Annotated in this window: 15 protein-coding genes and 1 pseudogene; 15 read left to right on the forward strand and 1 reads right to left on the reverse strand. The window is 42.8% G+C overall.

The window, feature by feature from the left end; translation table 11 throughout:
* Positions 1-294: 294 nt before the first annotated feature.
* The 5 genes and pseudogenes from DW904_RS15225 (at position 295) to DW904_RS15245 (ending at position 8302) form a co-directional block, all read left to right on the forward strand.
* Positions 295-3173, forward strand: a pseudogene (locus DW904_RS15225) (translation factor GTPase family protein).
* Positions 3174-3304: 131 nt separating this feature from the next.
* Positions 3305-3805: a transcription elongation factor GreA gene (greA, locus tag DW904_RS15230; RefSeq protein WP_118582273.1), complete on the forward strand. Its 501-nt coding sequence runs from the start codon at positions 3305-3307 to the stop codon at positions 3803-3805.
* A 355-nt stretch (positions 3806-4160) separates the two neighbouring features.
* On the forward strand, positions 4161-5930 hold the full coding sequence (locus DW904_RS15235; protein WP_118582276.1) for a Na/Pi cotransporter family protein: 1770 nt from the start codon (positions 4161-4163) through the stop codon (positions 5928-5930).
* A 297-nt stretch (positions 5931-6227) separates the two neighbouring features.
* On the forward strand, positions 6228-6914 hold the full coding sequence (locus tag DW904_RS15240; RefSeq protein WP_118582279.1) for a response regulator transcription factor: 687 nt from the start codon (positions 6228-6230) through the stop codon (positions 6912-6914).
* Entirely contained in the window at positions 6911-8302 is a 1392-nt protein-coding gene (locus DW904_RS15245) for an ATP-binding protein (protein WP_243110435.1), read from the forward strand. Before DW904_RS15240 ends, DW904_RS15245 begins: the two co-directional genes overlap by 4 nt.
* Before the next feature lie 4 nt (positions 8303-8306).
* On the opposite strand, the gene nagB is transcribed toward DW904_RS15245, so the two are convergent.
* Positions 8307-9032, reverse strand: coding sequence for a glucosamine-6-phosphate deaminase (gene nagB, locus DW904_RS15250; protein ID WP_118582282.1), 726 nt, complete (start codon positions 9030-9032; stop codon positions 8307-8309).
* 259 nt (positions 9033-9291) lie between these two features.
* Here nagB and DW904_RS15255 point away from each other — a divergent pair, with 259 nt between their 5' ends.
* From DW904_RS15255 to DW904_RS15295, 10 genes are all read left to right on the forward strand, one after another.
* On the forward strand, positions 9292-11034 hold the full coding sequence (locus DW904_RS15255; protein ID WP_118582285.1) for a histidine kinase: 1743 nt from the start codon (positions 9292-9294) through the stop codon (positions 11032-11034).
* The gene (locus DW904_RS15260) at positions 11009-11764 is read left to right on the forward strand and encodes a response regulator (protein WP_118582288.1); all 756 of its coding nucleotides are present in this window, start codon (positions 11009-11011) and stop codon (positions 11762-11764) included. Before DW904_RS15255 ends, DW904_RS15260 begins: the two co-directional genes overlap by 26 nt.
* Positions 11748-13007 carry an ABC transporter substrate-binding protein gene (locus DW904_RS15265; protein WP_118582291.1) on the forward strand — a complete coding sequence of 420 codons (1260 nt, stop codon included), beginning with the start codon at positions 11748-11750 and terminating at the stop codon, positions 13005-13007. Before DW904_RS15260 ends, DW904_RS15265 begins: the two co-directional genes overlap by 17 nt.
* Positions 13008-13166: 159 nt before the next feature.
* On the forward strand, positions 13167-14462 hold the full coding sequence (locus DW904_RS15270; RefSeq protein ID WP_118582294.1) for an ABC transporter substrate-binding protein: 1296 nt from the start codon (positions 13167-13169) through the stop codon (positions 14460-14462).
* An 83-nt stretch (positions 14463-14545) separates the two neighbouring features.
* Positions 14546-15481 carry a sugar ABC transporter permease gene (locus tag DW904_RS15275; RefSeq protein ID WP_226815371.1) on the forward strand — a complete coding sequence of 312 codons (936 nt, stop codon included), beginning with the start codon at positions 14546-14548 and terminating at the stop codon, positions 15479-15481.
* A 19-nt stretch (positions 15482-15500) separates the two neighbouring features.
* Positions 15501-15770 (forward strand): hypothetical protein, encoded by a 270-nt coding sequence (locus DW904_RS24105; RefSeq protein ID WP_243110436.1) that lies wholly within the window; start codon positions 15501-15503, stop codon positions 15768-15770.
* Positions 15767-16354 (forward strand): carbohydrate ABC transporter permease, encoded by a 588-nt coding sequence (locus DW904_RS15280; protein ID WP_243110437.1) that lies wholly within the window; start codon positions 15767-15769, stop codon positions 16352-16354. Before DW904_RS24105 ends, DW904_RS15280 begins: the two co-directional genes overlap by 4 nt.
* An 82-nt stretch (positions 16355-16436) precedes the next feature.
* Positions 16437-17747 (forward strand): alpha-L-fucosidase, encoded by a 1311-nt coding sequence (locus DW904_RS15285; protein ID WP_118582300.1) that lies wholly within the window; start codon positions 16437-16439, stop codon positions 17745-17747.
* A 6-nt stretch (positions 17748-17753) separates the two neighbouring features.
* A complete protein-coding gene (locus DW904_RS15290) occupies positions 17754-19004 on the forward strand; it encodes a Gfo/Idh/MocA family oxidoreductase (protein WP_118582303.1) in 1251 nt (416 codons plus the stop codon).
* Positions 18991-19818 carry an acyltransferase domain-containing protein gene (locus DW904_RS15295; protein WP_118582306.1) on the forward strand — a complete coding sequence of 276 codons (828 nt, stop codon included), beginning with the start codon at positions 18991-18993 and terminating at the stop codon, positions 19816-19818. The genes DW904_RS15290 and DW904_RS15295 overlap by 14 nt, the downstream gene beginning before the upstream one ends.
* The last annotated feature ends 20 nt before the right edge of the window (positions 19819-19838 follow it).

Below are 19838 nucleotides of genomic sequence, written 5' to 3' on the forward strand. Positions count from 1 at the left end.
CATATATCTTGCAGAAAGTCTTTTTCAAACATGCTCTGGCCCGAACCCCTATCCATGAATTCAATCAAGCAGGCATGTTTTATTCATTGCTGCTGTCCGGGACTTGCATAGTAAAAACACCTGGCGGAACATTGCCAGTGGACAGTAACCATAAGGTGATTTATTGAAAATAATGAAATAAACACCTGTGTCTCGACTGGCGCCTTCTGTTGTGATATACTGAAACAAGAGATTTTTACAACAGGAGGCGTTTTCGTGGGTGAACAGTCAGAGAAAATAAAGAAAAATATTTGTATGGGGCTGCTGGCTCATGTAGATGCAGGAAAAACTACATTGTCAGAAGCACTTTTATATTTAAGCGGCAAGATACGAAAGCTTGGAAGAGTGGATCACAAGGATGCATATCTGGATACCTCTCCCCTTGAGCGCGAGCGGGGAATCACGATTTTTTCCAAGCAGGCAGTGCTGGAATTCCCGGAAACAAGAGTTACCATTCTGGATACGCCTGGGCATGTGGATTTTTCTGCAGAGATGGAACGTACCTTGCAGGTTCTGGACTATGCAGTGCTTTTGATTAACGGTGCAGATGGTGTGCAGGGACATACGGTGACTTTATGGAAATTGCTTGAGCGGTACCAGATCCCCACATTTATTTTTGTGAACAAAATGGATCAGGAGGGAACAGACCACGACGCACTTTTGACCGAATTGAAAAAAAGGCTGAATAAGAACTGCATGGATTTTTCAGAAAATGAAAATGCTGATGGAGATTTGAAAACGGAATTACCGGCTGGTGAAAAAGAACAGCAGAATTTGATGGAAAATAAATTTTCAGAAGAATTTCTGGAGAGCCTTGCCATGTGTGACGAGAAACTGCTGGAAAAATATCTGGAAACAGGAGAAGTATCCAGGAGAGAGATTACCGGTCTGATCGCAGATCGAAAGGTTTTTCCATGCTATTTTGGCTCTGCACTGAGAATGGAAGGGGTGGAGAAGCTGATCCACGGACTGGACAGGTACACCAGATGTCCGGTATATCCTGAGGCTTTTGGTGCGAAGGTTTATAAGATCGCCAGAGACGATCAGGGAAACCGTCTTTCCTATATGAAGATTACAGGCGGGACACTGAAGGTAAAAGAACTTCTTATTACCAGCAAGGGAAATGTGGCAGCAGGAGAGGAAGTATGGGAGGAAAAGGCTGACCAGATCCGGATTTACTCCGGCGCCAGATTTGAATTGGTGAAAGAAGTGCCCGCGGGAACCGTGTGCGCAGTGACAGGTCTTTCCCATACTTTTCCAGGACAGGGACTTGGCGTGACGGAGAACTCCAATATGCCAGTACTGGAGCCGGTACTGAACTATCAGATCATTTTGCCGGAAGGCTGCGATGTGCACCAGATGCTGAAGAAATTGAGAGAACTGGAAGAAGAAGATCCCCAGCTTCATATTGTATGGGACGAGCAGCTGGGAGAAATCCACGCCATGCTCATGGGAGACGTGCAGATCGAGATCCTGAAAAGGCTGATCTGGGAGCGGTTCCATGTGGCTGTGGATTTTGGAACGGGAAATATTGTATATAAAGAGACCATTGCGGCACCTGTGAAGGTGTGGGACATTTTGAGCCTTTGCGCCATTATGCGGAAGTTCATCTTCTTCTGGAACCAGGGGAGCAAGGAAGCGGAATGCAGTTTTTTACCGCCTGCAGTGAGGATGTGCTGGACCGGAACTGGCAGAGACTGATTCTCACCCATCTGGAAGAAAAGGAACACAGAGGAGTGCTGACTGGTGCACCGATCACAGATATGCAGATTACCCTGCTTACCGGACGGGCCCACCAGAAACACACGGAAGGCGGAGATTTCCGTCAGGCTACTTATCGGGCTATCCGTCAGGGACTTAAGAAAGCACAGAATGTTCTGCTGGAGCCTTACTATGAATTTCGGCTGGAAGTGCCGGTGGAGGTTGTTGGCCGTGCAATGAATGATATCCAGAAAATGCAGGGAACTCTTCTTCCTATGGAGACAGAGGAAAACACCGCTATTTTGAAGGGAAAAGCGCCTGTTTCGACTATGCGCGATTACCAGAAAGAAGTAGTTTCTTATACAAGGGGAATGGGAAGGCTGTTCTGCAGTTTAAAAGGATATGAGCCTTGTAAAAATCAAGATGAGATCGTGGAACAGATTGGCTACGATTCTGAGCGGGATCTGGATAATCCTACCGGGTCTGTATTTTGTGCCCATGGAGCTGGATTTGTGGTGCCATGGTATGAAGTGGAAGAGTATATGCACCTGGATACTGGGATTATGGCAGAGTTTGAGGATGATCTCAGTGAGGAAGACTGGGAGGATGCTGCATCAGGTTCTGGAAATCCTGCAAGTGGAGACGGTACTGCTCAAAGTGCCAGAAATTCAGCACGCAGTGGAGTTGGCAGTACAGGAACTGCCGGAAATACATCTGGAAGTGGAAGCCGTGCGGGAAGTGGTTATCAGCCGCCGGAATCTGCCTACCGTGGAAGCTATGAGGATGACAAAGAACTTCAGGCCATTTTTGAGCGTACCTTTGGTCCGGTGAAAAGAGACCGTGTGTCTTCTTATAAAAAAGTGGTAAGTGCCCTATCTTATTCTGGCAGCAGTTCTTCTGCAAAAAAAGACCAGGAAGAATACCTTCTTGTGGATGGTTACAACATTATTTTTGCCTGGCCGGAGCTGAAAGAACTGGCAGATGCGGATGTCCGTGCAGCACAGACGAAGCTGATGGATATTTTAAGTAATTATCAGGGATATAAGAAATGTACTTTGATTCTTGTATTTGATGCCTACAAGGTGGAGGGACACCAGGAGGAAGTGCTTACTTATCACAATATTCATGTGGTTTATACAAAAGAAGCGGAGACTGCCGATCAATATATTGAAAAAACAGTCCACAAAATCGGCAGACAGCATCAGGTAACGGTTGCTACTTCAGACGGACTGGAACAGATTATCATTATGGGGCAGGGCGCCAGTCGTATTTCCGCAAGAGGTCTGAAAGAAGAAATCGAAGAGACCAGAAAGCAGCTCCGCCAGGAATGGCATCAGCACCGCCAGTCCAGTCATACCTATCTTTTTGATCATGCAGATGCTGAGACTGCGAAGCTGATGGAAGAAGTCCGACTGGGGAAAAAGAAATTATAGGGTTTCTGTTCATGGAGTGAACAATAGAATTATTGGAATTAATGTTTTCCATTGGCAATTTGACAAACTCTTTGCCATCTGTTAAGGTGGTGTGCAAAGTGGTGTTGCAGCTATAAAGGAGATGTATAAAAATGAGAGAGAAGCTCACCAAAAAAGACGTAGAGAAAATTGAACAGGAGATTGAGCACCGTAAGCTGGTTGTCCGCAAAGAGGCAATTGAGGCAGTAAAGGAAGCACGTGCCCAGGGCGATTTAAGTGAGAATTTTGAATACTACGCTGCCAAGCGTCATAAGAACCAGAACGAGAGTCGCATCCGCTATCTGGAGAATATGTTAAAAACAGCAACCATCGTTTCTGATAAATCCTGCAGTGACGAGGTTGGAATGGATGACATTGTAGAAGTTTATTTTGAGGAAGATGACGAGGTTGAGAAATATAAGCTTGTTACTTCCATCCGGGGAAATTCCATGGAGAACAGAATCAGTATTGACTCTCCGATTGGCATGGCACTGAAAGGTCATAAGATTGGCGACAGAGTGGAAGTAAAGGTAAATGATAGTTACAGTTACTTTCTGGAAATCCGCTCCATCGATAAAACCCATTCAGAGGAAGAGGAAATCCGAGGATTTTAAAAGTATTAGAGTGTGTAACAGTGAAGATACTGAATCATTACACGTATTATAAAAAATCCCTCATGAGATATGCAGTGATAATTGTAAAATTATTCTTCATGTTTCCTGTGGGATTTTTTGAATGTAAAATTTGGAAAACACAGCAAAATCAACTATCAAACAAAGATTTTACATTTTCAACAGCCTGGCTTTACATTTTTCCTGTATAAGAAAATCCAAGATTGTAAAGTATTTTACATATATTTAACATTCTTCTCACCCGAAATTTTACATAGCCCACTTATATTGGTTTTGTAAACAAAAGAAATTAAGAACCCAATAAACTTTTAAAAGGATAAAAAGGAGAGGAAACGTAATGGATTTTTTTAGCATTCTGACATTGGTCGGCGGACTGGCGATGTTCCTTTATGGAATGCAGGTAATGGGAGACGGTCTGGAAAAGCTTTCCGGCGGTAAACTGGAAAAGATTCTGGAAAATCTTTCATCTAACCGTGTGAAAGCAGTTTTGGTTGGTGCAGCAGTTACTGCAATCATTCAGTCTTCATCGGCAACCACAGTTATGGTAGTCGGCTTCGTAAACTCGGGAATCATGCATCTGTCTCAGGCTGTTGGCTTTATTATGGGCGCAAATATCGGTACTACTGTTACCGCATGGATCCTCAGCCTGGCAGGAATTGAAAGCTCCAATTTCTTTGTAAGACTTTTGAACCCAAACTCATTTTCACCGATTCTGGCATTGATCGGAGTTGTTTTTATTGTCTTCCTTCATGATGAAAAGAAGAAAGATATTGGAAACATTCTGGTTGGTTTCGCAGTGCTGATGTTCGGTATGAATACCATGAGCGGTGCCGTAAAACCTCTGGCAGAGGTACCGGAATTTACAAACATCCTTCTGAAGTTCTCCAACCCTGTTTTAGGTGTGCTGGCCGGTGCACTTCTGACTGCTGTTATTCAGTCTTCATCAGCTTCTGTTGGTATTCTCCAGGCGCTTTGTGTAACTGGTGCAGTCCGTTACGGAGCAGCGCTTCCGATTATCATGGGACAGAATATTGGAACCTGTATTACAGCAATGCTTTCTTCAATCGGTGCTACTAAGAATGCAAAACGTGCAGCAATCGTTCATCTGTACTTCAATATTGTAGGAACTGTTACATTTATGGTTGTATTCTATGTGCTGAATGGATTTTTACATTTCTCTTTCATTGAAGAAGTGGCAGGTCCTGCCGGCATCGCAGTGATCCACAGTGCCTTTAACATCATTGCAACACTTGTACTTCTTCCATTTGGAGATATGCTTGTAAAAATGGCATGTGCAACTGTCCGTGATACAAAAGAGGAGAAAGTTATTTCCGCAGAAGATCAGGAGTTTATGATCCTGGAATCCCGTTTTCTCAGTAATCCTGGTATTGCTATTGAGCAGAGCAAAACAGCTGCCAGGAAAATGGCAGAGCAGTCCAAAACCGCTTTGAACCTTTCTTTTGGCTTGCTGGATGATTTCCAGGAGGAGACAGCTTTCCGTGTGGAAAAGATTGAAGCAAAGGTTGACCGCTATGAGGACGAACTGGGAACCTATCTGATCAAGTTGAATCAGAAAGATCTTTCTCTGGAAGACAGCCACAGCTTGTCCATTATGCTTCACTGTATCGGAGATTTTGAACGTATTTCCGACCACGCCCTTAGCATTATGAAATCTGCAAAGGAAATTTCAGAAAAAAATGCCTGCTTTTCAGACAAGGCAGTGCAGGAACTTCACATTATGGAAAAAGCCGTGTCGGATATTGTGGAAAAAGCGTATAGCGTTTTTGCAAACCAGGACATGAGAGCAGCCGAAGAAATTGAGCCTCTGGAAGAAGTGATCGATGAGCTAAGCCGTGAGCTGAAAAGACGCCATGTAAATCGTCTTCGTGCCGGAGAATGTACAATAGAGATGGGATTTGTGCTTTCTGACATTACAACCAGCCTGGAGAGAATCGCAGATCATTGTTCCAATATCGGAGTCTGTGTGACTCAGGTGCATGAGGATCTTTATGATACCCACAGTCACCTTGACACTGTAAAAAATGCACCGGGAGAACATTTCCATCACGAACTGGAGGTTGCCCGTGTGAACTATATGCTTCCGTAACCGGGAGAGTAGATGTTGCCAGTTGCTGCTCTGGAAAAATTCCTGTGAGAATCATTTCCGGAGGCAGCGACTGGTAATATAATTTTTGCGGCGCGAAAACATGCGAATGCATGATTTCTGTTCATCGCGAAGCGTGTTACTGGTCAGGTCGTGAACGGTAACCTGTTTTCCTGCTTTTTACCGTGACTTTACAGTTGTGCACTTGTATAAGGGGAAAAAAGTAAGTATACTAAGAAATAATGATGATTTACAGGTAATGTAAAAAATAGGTAAGACATGGGAGGAGAATACTAAAAAATGATTTTTTGTGTTGAAGATGATAACAACATCCGTGATCTTTTAGTATATACATTAGAGACGACCGGATTTCATGCAAGAGGGTTAGAAGACTCCCAGGAATTGTGGAAAGCCCTTGCAGAGGAGGAACCAGAGCTGATTCTTCTTGATATTATGCTTCCGGGAGAGGATGGATATTCCATTCTGGAAAAACTGAAGAAATCCTCTGGAACAAGAGATATTCCAATCATTATGGTAACTGCCAAGGAAGCAGAATTTGATAAGGTCCGTGCCCTGGAAGCCGGTGCAGACGATTACATCACCAAGCCATTTGGCATGATGGAATTTATTGCAAGGGTAAAGGCGGTGCTTCGCCGCAGCAGCCGCCACGGAGATGACAGGGAGCTTCGATGTGAGGAACTGAGCATTTTTCCGGGACGTCATCAGGTTTACTGTGGCAATCAGCAGGTAGAGCTGACAAGGAAGGAATTTGAGCTTCTTCTTTATCTGATGGAAAATAGAGGAATCGTTATGACACGTGACCAGATACTGTGTCATATATGGGGCTATGATTTTGACGGAGAGACCAGAACTGTGGATGTGCATGTGCGGACACTTAGGCAGAAGCTGGGAGAAACCGGCAGACTGGTGGAAACTGTCCGTGGCGTAGGATACCGAATGGCGGATAAGGGAGGCAGTCAGGGATGAAAAAGAAAATCCTCAGCCACACCGGTTTTATGATTGTTCTTACAGCAATTCTTACCTTCATAGCAGCCAGCTTTTTAATGTACGAAAAGTTTGATGATGTTATGAAGAGGACTGTCAGAGATGAAACGGAATACGTAAAAGCAGGAATGGAGAAAGCAGGAGATGACTATTTAAGCAAGCGTGTGGGAGATAATACAGGAACGCGAATTACTTTGACGGATGAGAATGGAAAGGTTCTCTATGACAGTGAGGCAGATGCTTCCAAACTTCCCAATCACAGCAATCGTCCTGAATTTGTCCAGGCCATGGAAGAAGGCCATGGGGAAGTAGTACGCTATTCGGAAACCCTTGCACAGCAGACCTTTTATTATGCAGTGAAGCTGGATGATGGGAAAATTCTTCGTCTGGCAAAAACCACAGACAGTGTTTTTCATACATTAATGGGCAGTCTTATCTGGCTTGGACTTTTGATGATCGTAATCATCCTGATAGAAATCATTTTGGTACAGAGGCAGACAAAAAAGCTGATCAGACCCATAAACAGCCTGGATCTGGAGCATCCTCTTGATAATGTGTGTTATGAGGAACTTAAGCCCCTTCTTACCCGTGTAGACCAGCAGAACCTGCAGATTGCATGTCAGCTTGAAGAACTGAAAAAAACGGAGGCTGTGCGAAGAGAGTTTTCTGCAAATGTTTCCCATGAGCTGAAAACCCCGCTGATGTCGATTTCCGGTTATGCAGAGCTGATGATGAATGGAATGGTGCGTCCGGAAAATATTGCGGATTTTTCAGGGAGAATTTACAAAGAAGCCAATCGTCTTGGTAATCTGGTGGCAGATATTATCCAGCTGTCCCGGCTGGATGAACAGCAGGATGAAGTGGTTTCCATGGAAAGTGTGGAACTGAATGAGCTTGCAGAAGATGTAGTAAACAATCTCCAGGATCAGGCCCAGAAGAAGAATATTTCCCTGAGATATTACGGTCATCCGGTTACAATTCAGGGAGTGCGTCATGTGCTTTATGAAATGCTGTACAATATAGCGGACAATGCGGTTCGTTATACGAATCCAGGTGGACATATTTATATTTACGTAGGAAAAAACAGAGAGGGAAAAGCTTATTACCGTGTGGAGGATGACGGAATCGGAATACCGAAATCTGAACAAAAAAGAATATTCGAAAGATTTTACCGTGTTGACAAAAGTCATTCACGTCAGACCGGAGGCACCGGTCTTGGACTGTCCATTGTAAACATGGGGCGACCTTGCATCATGCTCAGATTCACGTGGACAGTGATCTTGGAAAAGGTACAAAAATGGAGCTGCGTTTCTAAGCAGCTCCATTTTTGTATAAACATAAATTTAACCGAATCAAGTAAGTCCTCTTGACAAATTACAGCTCACTCAGTGCATCCTCATCTGCTACGATAATTGCATTGGGATGGAACTGAAGGATGGAAGCCGGGCACTGTGGGGTAACAGGTCCTTTGATCGCAGCGGCGAGAGCCTTGGCTTTGTTCTTGCCGTTAGCTACAAGAAGAATGGTCTTTGCGCTCATAATATTGCCGGTTCCCATAGAAATTGCCTTGCGCGGTACATCCTCCTCGCTTGCAAAAAAGCGCTTATTCGCCTGGATGGTAGCCTCTGTGAGATCTACACAGTGTGTGCCAGCCTGGAAATGATCGTCTGGTTCATTAAATCCAATGTGGCCATTAGGTCCTATTCCAAGAAGCTGAAGGTCTGCAGCTCCTATATTCTTAAGCAGTGTATTGTAAGCTTCGCAGCAGGCCTCTGTATCCGGATTGGTTCCGTCTGGAACATAGGTATTCTTAATATCTATATTGACTCTGCTGAACAGGTTCTTGTTCATGAAGTAACGGTAGCTCTGGTCATTGGATCCGTCCAGTCCTACATATTCGTCCAGGTTCACAGATTTTACATGGGAAAAATCCAGTATTCCCTCTTCATACATAGCAGCCAGCTGATCGTAGGTACCTACCGGGGAAGAACCGGTAGCAAGTCCAAGGATACAATCCGGTTTGGACAAAATAACACCGGCGATAATGGTAGCTGCAGTACGGCTCAGCTCTTCATAATTCTTAACTTTAATTACTTTCATTTTACCTCTCCTTCTTTGTCAATAAGTGAGTATGATCACTTTAACAAGGTGCAAAAAAATAACGGCATTATCAGAATGCTGTCATATAAAAACCCTGCCCTTGTTCTTTCAGACAATAACAGTATACCCTATATTTAGGTGAAATGCTATAAATATTTCTGCTTTTTATTGCTTTTTTTGGTGAAAACTGATTGCAAGTTTCGAAAGCTTTTCCTATAATGAATTTATAATATAGAAATTTACCCTGGGGATAAATAAAATGAAAAAAAACTACACTCTGAAAAGGGAACTTACATTTCTGATGATACTGACCTCTGTATGTACTTTACTGTCTGTATGTGCAGCTGTTTTCTATGTCTTTTTCTCTTTCTTCTTTCAGAAAACACAGGAAGATATTGAATATGTACTTCGATATACCAGTCAGCAGTATGAGGCTCATATGCAGTTTATTGAGGATAGTGTGATCGCCATACGTCATAATACGGTACTGGATGACTTTTTTCAGAAAGAAGAATACGACCTGGAGGAAATAGAACCACAGCTTTCTTACAGCATGGAGCTTTTTTCAGAGCGGAATATGGTGGAACGCCAGCTTCCTTTTGTTACTGGAATTTATCTGTTTAATAATGGGAATGAATGTATTTATGAGCACTATTATGCCACCACACTGGCTGCCGGGAGAGAACAGAAGCGAAAATACGAAAACATGCAGCAGGAATTTAAAAGTACCAGTGACCAGTACGCCTGTTTGTCTGATAAAGATGAATTAAATATTTTTTTTAGAATTTATGATGAAAATATGAGGGAAAAAGGAATCGGAATCGTGCAGATCAGTCAGAGTGCAGTAGCGAAAGTTCTGGAAACGGTACAGCTGTATCATAATGGAGGATGGGCTGTCCTGGATAAAAACGATCAGCTGCTTGCCTCAGAAGGAGCTCAGGAGCTGGTGAAAAAGCTGCAGACTTCTGAGAATTCATGGAATGGAACAAAAGACCTGGCAGGTACGAAGGTGATTGGTTATGGAAATCTCTGTGGATTTGGAGTACGTACAGTGATCTCAGTAGGGTATGGGAATATTTTTTCTATTTTGAAGCCCACTCTTTTTATCGTTCTTGTGGGTCTTATTGTGGTACTGGGAATTGCATTTCTGGTTTCATATGCTATCAGCTACCGTTTCACCAAACCGGTTACCAGGATGATCCAAAGCATACAGGCTTTTGGAAAACCGGATCTGAATGCCAGAATGGAAGATTCCTCTATTCAGGAATTTCATGACATGGGAATCGTGTTTAATGAGATGGCAGACAGGATCGAATATCTGATTACTCAGGTTTATGAAAAAGAAATTGTGGCAGCCCGGTCTCAGGTAAAATATCTGCAGTCCCAGATAAATCCGCATTTCCAGTTTAATATTCTGGCCATGCTGAGTCTGAAAGCGAAAATGGCTGGAAACGAAGAAGTTTACGATGGACTGAATGCTTTTTCCAGACTGATGCAGGGTAAGATATTCCGGGAAAAAGAGATTAAGATAAAGGTAAAAGAGGAACTGGAAATAGTTCAGTTTTATTTATATCTGCAGAAAAGCCGTTACCAGGATAAACTGTCTTATGAGGTGAAGCTTGAAGATGAAAAAATCGGCGAAGATCTGATTCCCCGTCTTCTTATTGAGCCACTGGTGGAAAATGCAGTTTCGCATGGTTTGGAACCAAAGCGTGGAAAAGGAAATCTGCAGGTCCTTTTATATGAAAGGGAAATGCTCTACATCTGGGTAAAAGATGATGGAGTAGGCGTTTGTCGGAATCAGACGAAGGCAGAGGAAAATAAAGAAAAAACTCCTCATACCCATGTGGGCTGGGAAAATACAAAGAAAATGCTCCGGATCCTGTATGGAGATTATTACAAGTTTCAGGTCTGGAGCGAACCGGGAAAGGGAACGGAAATAGAAATTGCAGTTCCAATTGAAAGAGGTGGAAATTATGTGGAAAGTGATAGCAGCCGATGATGAAGGATACATCAGAGAGGCTTTGCAGAAACTGATAAATTGGGAAAAAATGGACTGTTCTTTGGAGAGCGTAGTCAGTGATGGACAGGAACTATTGGAGAAGATCCGGGGAGAAATGCCGGACATTGTGATCACAGATATACAGATGCCTGGTGTTGACGGATTAGAAGTATGTAAATATGTATACGAAACCTGCCCGGAAACCCAGGTGATCATCCTTACCGCATATTCAGATTTTGAGTATGCCAAACGTGCCATTAAATACAGTGTATGTGAGTATGTGCTTAAGATTTCCATTATAGACGAACTTCCACTGGCAGTGGAAAAAGCAATTGGAAAGCTATCCAGACTGAAAAAGGAGATCGAAATCCAGGAGCATACGAAGGCAGAAGAACCGGAATCACTGCTTGATCAGATTGAACAGTATCTGGAAGAAAATTTTCGCAAAAAGATCACGCTGGATGATATTGCAGATACCCTGCATGTGAACCGCAGCTATCTCAGCCGTTATTATAAGAATAAAACAGGTGTGAATCTGTTTGATGAGATTTTAATGAAAAGGGTGGAAAAGGCAAAAGAATATCTGCAGAATACAGAGATGAAGACTTATGAGATTTCAGAAGCGGTAGGAGTGGAAGATGCTGGTTATTTCTCAAAAATGTTTAAAAAGATAACCGGGGTATCACCAAAAGAATTCAGGAAAAGAGAACAACATGAAGAGAAAAATTAGAGGCCTTTTCTTTAGTATCGGAATAGCAGGGAGTCTGATCCTTGGAGGCTGCGGGAAAGAAGAAAAAGAGCCTGTAACTATCACAATGATTCATGCATGGGGTGGAACAGGTGAAGATCATGTAGCTATGAGGGATATTTACGATGGATTTCAGAAGGAGAATCCGGACATTGAGGTGCAGCTGATCTCCATGCCAGGAAGAAAGGAAATGCTGCGTAAGGTGGAGGACATGATCATGGTGGGAGATATGCCGGATGTGATTACCTTCAGCGGTATGGGACAGAATACAACCTATGATTTTATTGTAGAAAATGATATGGCGCTGGATATTATGCCCTATGTGAAAAAAGATGAAGAGTTTGCCTCCAATATTTCCCAGACCAATCTGAACTATTGGACCACAGAAGAAGGGGAGCTGTTTACAGTGTCAGATGTTTTGTCCTTAAGTGGTGGTTATTGGTATAATGAAGATATTCTGCACGCAGCTGGCGTAAAGGAAATTCCCAGGACCTGGGATGCTTTTCGCGGTATGTGCTACAAAATCTGGAAATGGTCGGAACGTGAGAATAATGAAATTGCTTCGCTTCAGACATCTCCGGAGGGCTATCTTTATTTTATGGATCATATGCTTCTGGAAGAAGGTACAGAAAAGGACAGAAACGATATCGGTACAATTTCAGAGGTATTGAAACGGCTGCAGGAAATTTATGTATATTCCACCTCCGAAAATGCAGAATACAGTTATTTGGATGAGACCAGATTGTTCAATGAAGGAAAGCTTGTCATATATGTGAATGGCGTATGGGGCGCTTCCATGATTTCCGAAAACATTAATGCCAAGTATGCACTGCTTCCAACTACATCCGGGAAGAAGCTGTCTTGCGAATCTGCCTGTTTTGGTTATGTGCTTGGAAAAAGTGGAAACGAACAGAAAGAGGAGGCTTCCATCCGGTTCCTGAAATATATGCTAAGCAAGAAGGTGCAGACGCGGATTTTGGAGGAAACAGAGCAGATTCCGGCGAATAAGCAGGTAGTTCTGGATTCTTACGAGAAGGAAATGCCGCGGCTGTTTCAGGCTGCTTCCCTGGTATTAAGTGCAGAGGATAAAATTGAAGTTCCGGATAATCTGTGGACTTATGAACAGAAAGCCTATTTTACAGAAAACATTTTCAGAGAGCTTACCGGTAAAATTTCACCGGAAGCTTTTACCCGGCAGCTGGGTGAAATGAAAATAGATAAATAGGGAAAATAAAGATAAGGAAAATATTGCCGTCAGGTAAATATTTTCCTTATTTTTATTGTGAAAATGTCAATAAATACCTGTAAATTGCAAACGGGATTCATTCAAAAATACCAAAAACAAGGGTAAAATAAGGACAGTTAAAGCAAAGACGTATAATTTATGAAGGAGGATTTTTGTAATGAAGAAAAAATGGTAAGTGTTTTACTGGCAGCAGCAATGGGGACTACTGCACTGGTTGGATTTGGAACGACTGCTTATGCAGATGATGATGTTCTGGAATTTTACCATGGATATTACCAGGATGAGAGCGAGTGGGCTGCAGCTCAGGTTATGAGGGATATCTATGATGAGTTCGCAAAGGAACATGCTGATGGATCAGTTACATTCAAACCAATCGCTGTAGAAAACAGAGATGACATTGTAAGTGCACAGGTTGCTGGCGGTTCCTTCCCGGATCTGGTAGATGTAGGCGGTGGCGGAGTTCCGCAGGCAGCACTTTCCCAGGATCTGGTATACGATCTGAAACCGTATATCGATGAAAATGGTCTGCAGGATGCAGTTGGTCTTAACTATACACAGCATGATATGGATGGTCATATTTATGCAGTGCATGATCAGATTGAGAGCCGTGGCTTATGGTATAATTCCGATATTTTTGAAAAAGCCGGAATTACAGAGGAGGCGTTTGCAGACTGGGATTCTTTTGGAGAAGCAATGGAAAAAATCCGTGCTCTGGACGAGGATGTGTACGGATATATTGCAGGACAGGGCTCCAGCTATATTGTAAACACAGTTATGGCTTCTACAGATGAAGGAAAGAAAATGCTGGAATCTGAGCTGACAGAGGACACCATCAATTCAGAGGAATTTGCAGCTGCATTTAAGACTGCTGCAAATCTGGATCAGGCAAATGGTTCTGAGCATACTACAGATGATAACGGAAATCTTATGGCAGAATTTAATACAAATGGTAAGGCTGGTGTTCTTTTCAATGGTGTATGGAATGCAAGTGGAATTGATGCATCTTTAACAGATGCCATTGAGCCTGCTTTATTCCCTGGAAATATTGCAATCGCTTCTGCAGGCGGCGGACTTGCTGTGGCAAATAACATGAGTGATGAGAAAACAGAGCTGGCACTTGAGTTTATCAAATATATGACAAGTGCTGAGGTTCAAGAAAAAATCTTCACTGGCGTACAGGCAAATCCATGTAACACAACAGTTGATTTGAACGCACTTGCAGAAGAGAGTGATGATGCAGCTACAAGAAAGCTTGCACAGGCTTGTTCTCAGGTAAATGAAGCTGATACTGTAGTGATTGACATGAACTATACCTGGGGATCTGACGTGGACAAAGCTATCATCAATGCATTGATGGAGTGTGCGGTATCAGGAACAGATATTGATGCAAGATTTGCAGCACTTCAGACAGAGCTGATCGCGTTGGTGGCTTAAAGCACACAGCTGTGATGAACAGAAACTATGAATGAAATAGAAGAGGGAGGGGAGAAATCTCTTCCCTTTTTGGAGGTATGAATTTGGAAAATCAGAATGCTGCGAAAAAAAGAAAGAATAAGCTGGGTACGCGGAGAAAAGGATTTATTATAGCGTTTCTTGCGCCTACCCTGATCGCATTTTGCGTATTTTATCTGTATCCCATTATTACGGTGTTTATCACTTCTTTCTGCAAATGGGATTATACCAATATTACTAGTCCGGAGTTTTTCGGCTGGAGCAATTTGTGGGATAATTATGATTATATTTTTAACAAGTATCCATTTTTCTGGGAAGCACTGAAAAATTCAACTACCTGGGCCATTCTTGGAGCAGTGGTACAGATTCCCATTGCTGCTTTGATCGCTCTGGCCCTGTCCAGAAAGGTAAAAGGTATTAAATTTGTACGAAATGTTTATATTATTCCGAATATGATCTCAACTGCCGCTATGGGCATTGTATTTTTACAGTTGTACAACCCTTCTTATGGAATTATCAACCCGATCATTCGTCTTTTCAACAAAGAGTTCAGGGATAATATCCTACTTCTGAAAGGACCGGCTTTTGTGGCCATGACCTGTGCCTATATTTTCTTTACAGGAACTACAACTTTAATGATTTTGGGGAATATTATGGCAGTGCCGGAAGAGGTAAGAGAAGCAGCTATGCTGGATGGGGCAAGCGGTCTGAGACAGGACTGGTATATTACAATCCCTATGATCAAAGGAACTTTAAAAACAGTATCCGTTCTTGCTGCAACCTCCGGCTTCCTTCTTTATAACGAGGTTTATTTCCTGACAAAAGGAGCTGCAGGAACCTACAGTATCAGTTACATTATCCGCGAGCTTGCCATTACCAGTCCGAGAACCCAGTTTGGACGTGCCAATGCAGTGGCAATGATCCAGATCCTGGCTGGGATGGTGATCATTCTGGTGATTAATTTTGTATACAGCATTTCTTTCAGGAAAGAGAAAGAATAAGAAGGAAAAGAGGATGAATATGAAAAAAACAAATACCCTGAAAGGTGTAAATAGTATGCCGGCGGGAACCAGGATCGTGACTTACATTTGTCTTGCGTGGGCGCTGATCGTGTCGTTGCTTCCCATTGGCTGGCTGGTTTTATCCAGCCTGAAAAAAGATCCTATGGCGAGACCTGGCTTTCAGCTTCCGGAATCCATTTGTCTGGATGGTTATATTTCCACATTTAAAGATTTACATGTGATGAGATATTTTGGAAACAGTCTTTTTGTCGCAGGTGTTTCGTGGTGATCAGTGTGGTGATGATTTCCATGTCTGCATATGTGGTAGCGCGAATGGAATTCAAAGGAAAAGCACTGGTAAATGTACTTTTGTATTCCACCATGTTTATCCCAGCCACAGCCCTTACTTATCCGGTATATAATCTGGTAAACCGCCTGCATTTATATGATACAAGATCTGCGCTGATCCTGATTTATTCCTGCAGTGGAATTGCAGTGAGTTTTTTTGTGATCAAAAACTATTACGACAATATCCCAAGAGAGCTGGAAGAGGCGGCGAGAATTGATGGATGTGGGTATGTACAGACCTGGATGAAAGTAATTTTTCCAATTGCACGTCCGGGAATTATGACAGCAGCTGTGCTTGCGTTTTTGAATAATTGGAATGAGTATTACTGGGCCTCTCTTGTGCTGATCACAAGGGAAAAGCTGACAGTACCGGCGCTTTTGTCTACTTTCACAACAGCCTTTAACACCAATTATAACGGACTTTTTTCCGCTATGGTGATTATCATTCTTCCGCCTGTGCTTCTGTACTGTATTTTCAGCAGATTCTTTATTGAGGCACTGTCTGGCGGAGCCGTGAAAGGTTGACAGGTGAAATGAAAGTTTTTTGATAAAAATGCTGAATATACAAAATTTTCTGATATAATGAAGAAGACAGGAGAATAGAAACATGAATGAGGAAATAAGACAGCGCACCAAATGGTTTATGGAAGACAGATTCGGTATGTTTATTCATTGGGGATTATACTCCATTCCGGCATGCGGTGAATGGATGATGTCACAGAAAGAAATGACAATTGAGGAATACAGTAAGTATTTTGATCAGTTTGATCCTGTGGATTATGATCCGAAGAAATGGGTTCGTCTGGCAAAAAAAGCAGGCATGAAGTACGTGGTACTTACAGCAAAGCACCATGACGGATTTTGTCTGTTTGACTCTAAACTGACAGACTACAAGTCAACAAACACAAAAGCAGGCAGAGACCTGGTAAGAGAATTTGTAGATGCATGCCGAGAGGAAGGATTAAAGGTTGGTCTTTATTTTTCCATTATCGACTGGCATCATCCGGATTTTCCTAAATATGGAGACAGGCAGCATCCTATGCGAAACAATCCGGCATATAAAGATGAAAAAATTGATTTTGACAGATATCTTGCGTATATGCATGGCCAGATAAAGGAACTTGTAACAGGGTATGGCAAGCTGGATCTTCTATGGTTCGATTTTTCCTATGACGATATGACCGGAGAAAAATGGAAAGCCACAGAGCTGATCAAAATGGTTCGAAAGTATCAGCCGGATGTGATCATTGACAACCGTCTGGAAGGTGCGGGGGATAACCATGGCAGCATTACAACAGAGGAACCACTGATTTACAGCGGTGATTTTGCAAGTCCGGAGCAGATCATTCCTCCAAAAGGAGTATGTGATGACAAGGGAGAACCCATTCCATGGGAACTTTGTGCCACTATGAATAATCATTGGGGATATTGCAATTTCGACCATCAGTATAAGACCCCTCAGATGCTTGTAAGAAAGCTGGTGGAATGTGCCAGCAAGGGTGGAAATATGATCCTGAACGTGGGACCAGATGCCCGTGGAAATATTCCGGAGGAGAGTGTTCAGATTCTCACAGAAGTTGGAAAATGGATGAAAAAAAATGGGGAGAGCATTTACGGATGCGGAATTTCCAAATTGGAAAAGCCGGATTGGGGAAGATATACCCAGAAAGGTGACATCATTTATGCTCATGTTTATGAGACACCGCTTGGAGCACTTCCGCTGTATGGAATCGGCCCGGATAAGCTGGAATCTGTTACATATCTTGCTGACGGCAGTGAGGTGAACAGAGGGGAAGCATGGAATACGGTGCTGTATCCGGATGTGGCCTTTGTTTCCTTCGGAGATGATCCGGTATTTACCTATCCATTACCAGATGAAAAAGATACGGTTTTAAAAATACGTTTGCGACAGGAGTAAAAGAGTATGAAAAAGGTAACGAGTATTGTAATTGGAGCAGGCCTTAGAGGAGGTCATGTTTATTCTCAGTATGCACTGGACCATCCGGATGAATTTCAGGTGGTGGCAGTTGCAGAGCCGGATAAAGAGCGCAGAGAGAGCTTTGCAAAAAGACACAATATTCCGGAAGAGCTTTGCTTCGAAAGCTATGAAGAGCTTCTTGGAAAAGAAAAGCTGGCAGATTGTGCCATGATCTGCACCATGGACAGGATGCATTATGAGCCTACGATCATGGCTCTGAAAAAGGGATATCATGTACTTTGTGAAAAGCCCATGTCTCCCGACAAGAAAGAAATCATTGAAATGGGAGAGATGGCGAAGAAATACGACCGTATTCTGTCCGTGTGCCACGTACTTCGGTATTCTCCGTTCTTTTCCAAATTAAAAGAACTTCTGGAAGAAGGCAAAATAGGAAGACTTATGACTATCCAGCATATGGAAGAGGTAGGTTACTGGCATCAGGCACATAGCTTTGTAAGAGGAAACTGGAGAAATGCAGAGGAATCCAGTCCTATGATCCTGCAGAAATGCTGTCATGATATGGATATCATGCTGTGGCTGGCAGACAGTAAATGCGAAAGCCTTAGTTCCTTTGGCGAACTGTCTTATTTTACAGAGGAAAATGCACCGGAAGGAGCTCCTGCTTATTGTCTGGATGGATGCCCACATAGAGATGAATGTGCTTTCTATGCACCACGCTTTTATCTGGAGAATTTAGATGGCTATCTGGTACGTGCAGTGACCGATCAGACAGATCCGGAGCATGTATTGGAGGCTTTGAAAAAAGGACCTTACGGAAGATGTGTATTCCACTGTGATAATACAGTAGTAGATCACCAGTCCGTTGACATAAAGTTTGAAAATCAGGTAACAGCGTCCTTCCTTATGACAGCCTTTACAGACCAGTGTGCTAGACGGATCCGTCTTATGGGAACAAAAGGTGAGATCAAAGGCGATATGGATGCAGGTACTATTGAGATCAGAGATTTTGTCAGTGGGAATCTGGAGACAATAGAGCTTCACACACCTGCAAACGGACATAACGGAAGTGATATGAGTATGATGCATGATTTTGTCCGTATGGTAGGAGAAGGAAGAAAGGGTAAAACAGACGCTGCTGTTTCCGTGGAGAGTCATCTGATGGCACTGGCAGCAGAGGAAGCAAGAATAACGGGACAGGTTGTAAATCTCAGAGGATTTGCCAATGAAAATAAATGAATTTTTAGCTGAAATCAACATGCTGCCGGAGGCTGTGCATCTGCTTAATGAGCTTCAGGAATCCGGACGCATTGGGGAGGAAGAATATCAGGAAAATAAGCTTTTGTATGAGAAAGACAGAGCTTTGTTTTATGAAAAAATTCTTTTGGAAAAGGATTATCGGCTTGTGTTTCTGTATTATTTATGCCGCATGGGCGCCGAAACCTATGATGCTTATGAAAAGCGGGGAATCAGCCGGGAAATTTTCCGGGACACTTTTTACGATCTGACCTTTTGGTGTGAAAACTGTTTTCTGGAATATGGAGAGTATGGAATTGATGAATACGACTGGTTTTTCCGCCATATGAAGCTTACCATCTTCAGGCTTGGAAGAATGCAATTTGAAATCATGGATTCCCGCTGGAATTTTACAGCAGGAGAAAGAATGGTAAAAAAAGGAGATCCGATCATCAGTATTCATATTCCACAGGGCGAAAAGCTCACACTGGAGAGTGTGAGGGAATCCATTATTCAGGGAATGGCTTTCTGGGGAAAAGAGATGCCGTATCTGTGTCATTCCTGGCTGCTCTATCCGGGGCTTAAAGACATTTTGCCGGAGAAAAGCAATATCATTATGTTTCAGAATCAATTTCAGATCGTAGAAACAGATTGGGACGAGCGTGAGGCTGAATGGCGTATTTGGGGGAAAGTACAGCGAAATCTGAATGTATATTCTGAGAATACTTCGCTTCAGAGGGCTGCAAAGAAATATCTGAAATCCGGAAAAGTGCTTGGGAGTGGTCTGGGAATATTAAAACCGGAGTATTTCCTGTGAAATAATTGATAAAAATTGAC

It is taken from the genome of Ruminococcus sp. AM42-11 (assembly GCF_003480145.1).
Lineage (GTDB): Bacteria > Bacillota > Clostridia > Lachnospirales > Lachnospiraceae > Blautia_A > Blautia_A faecis.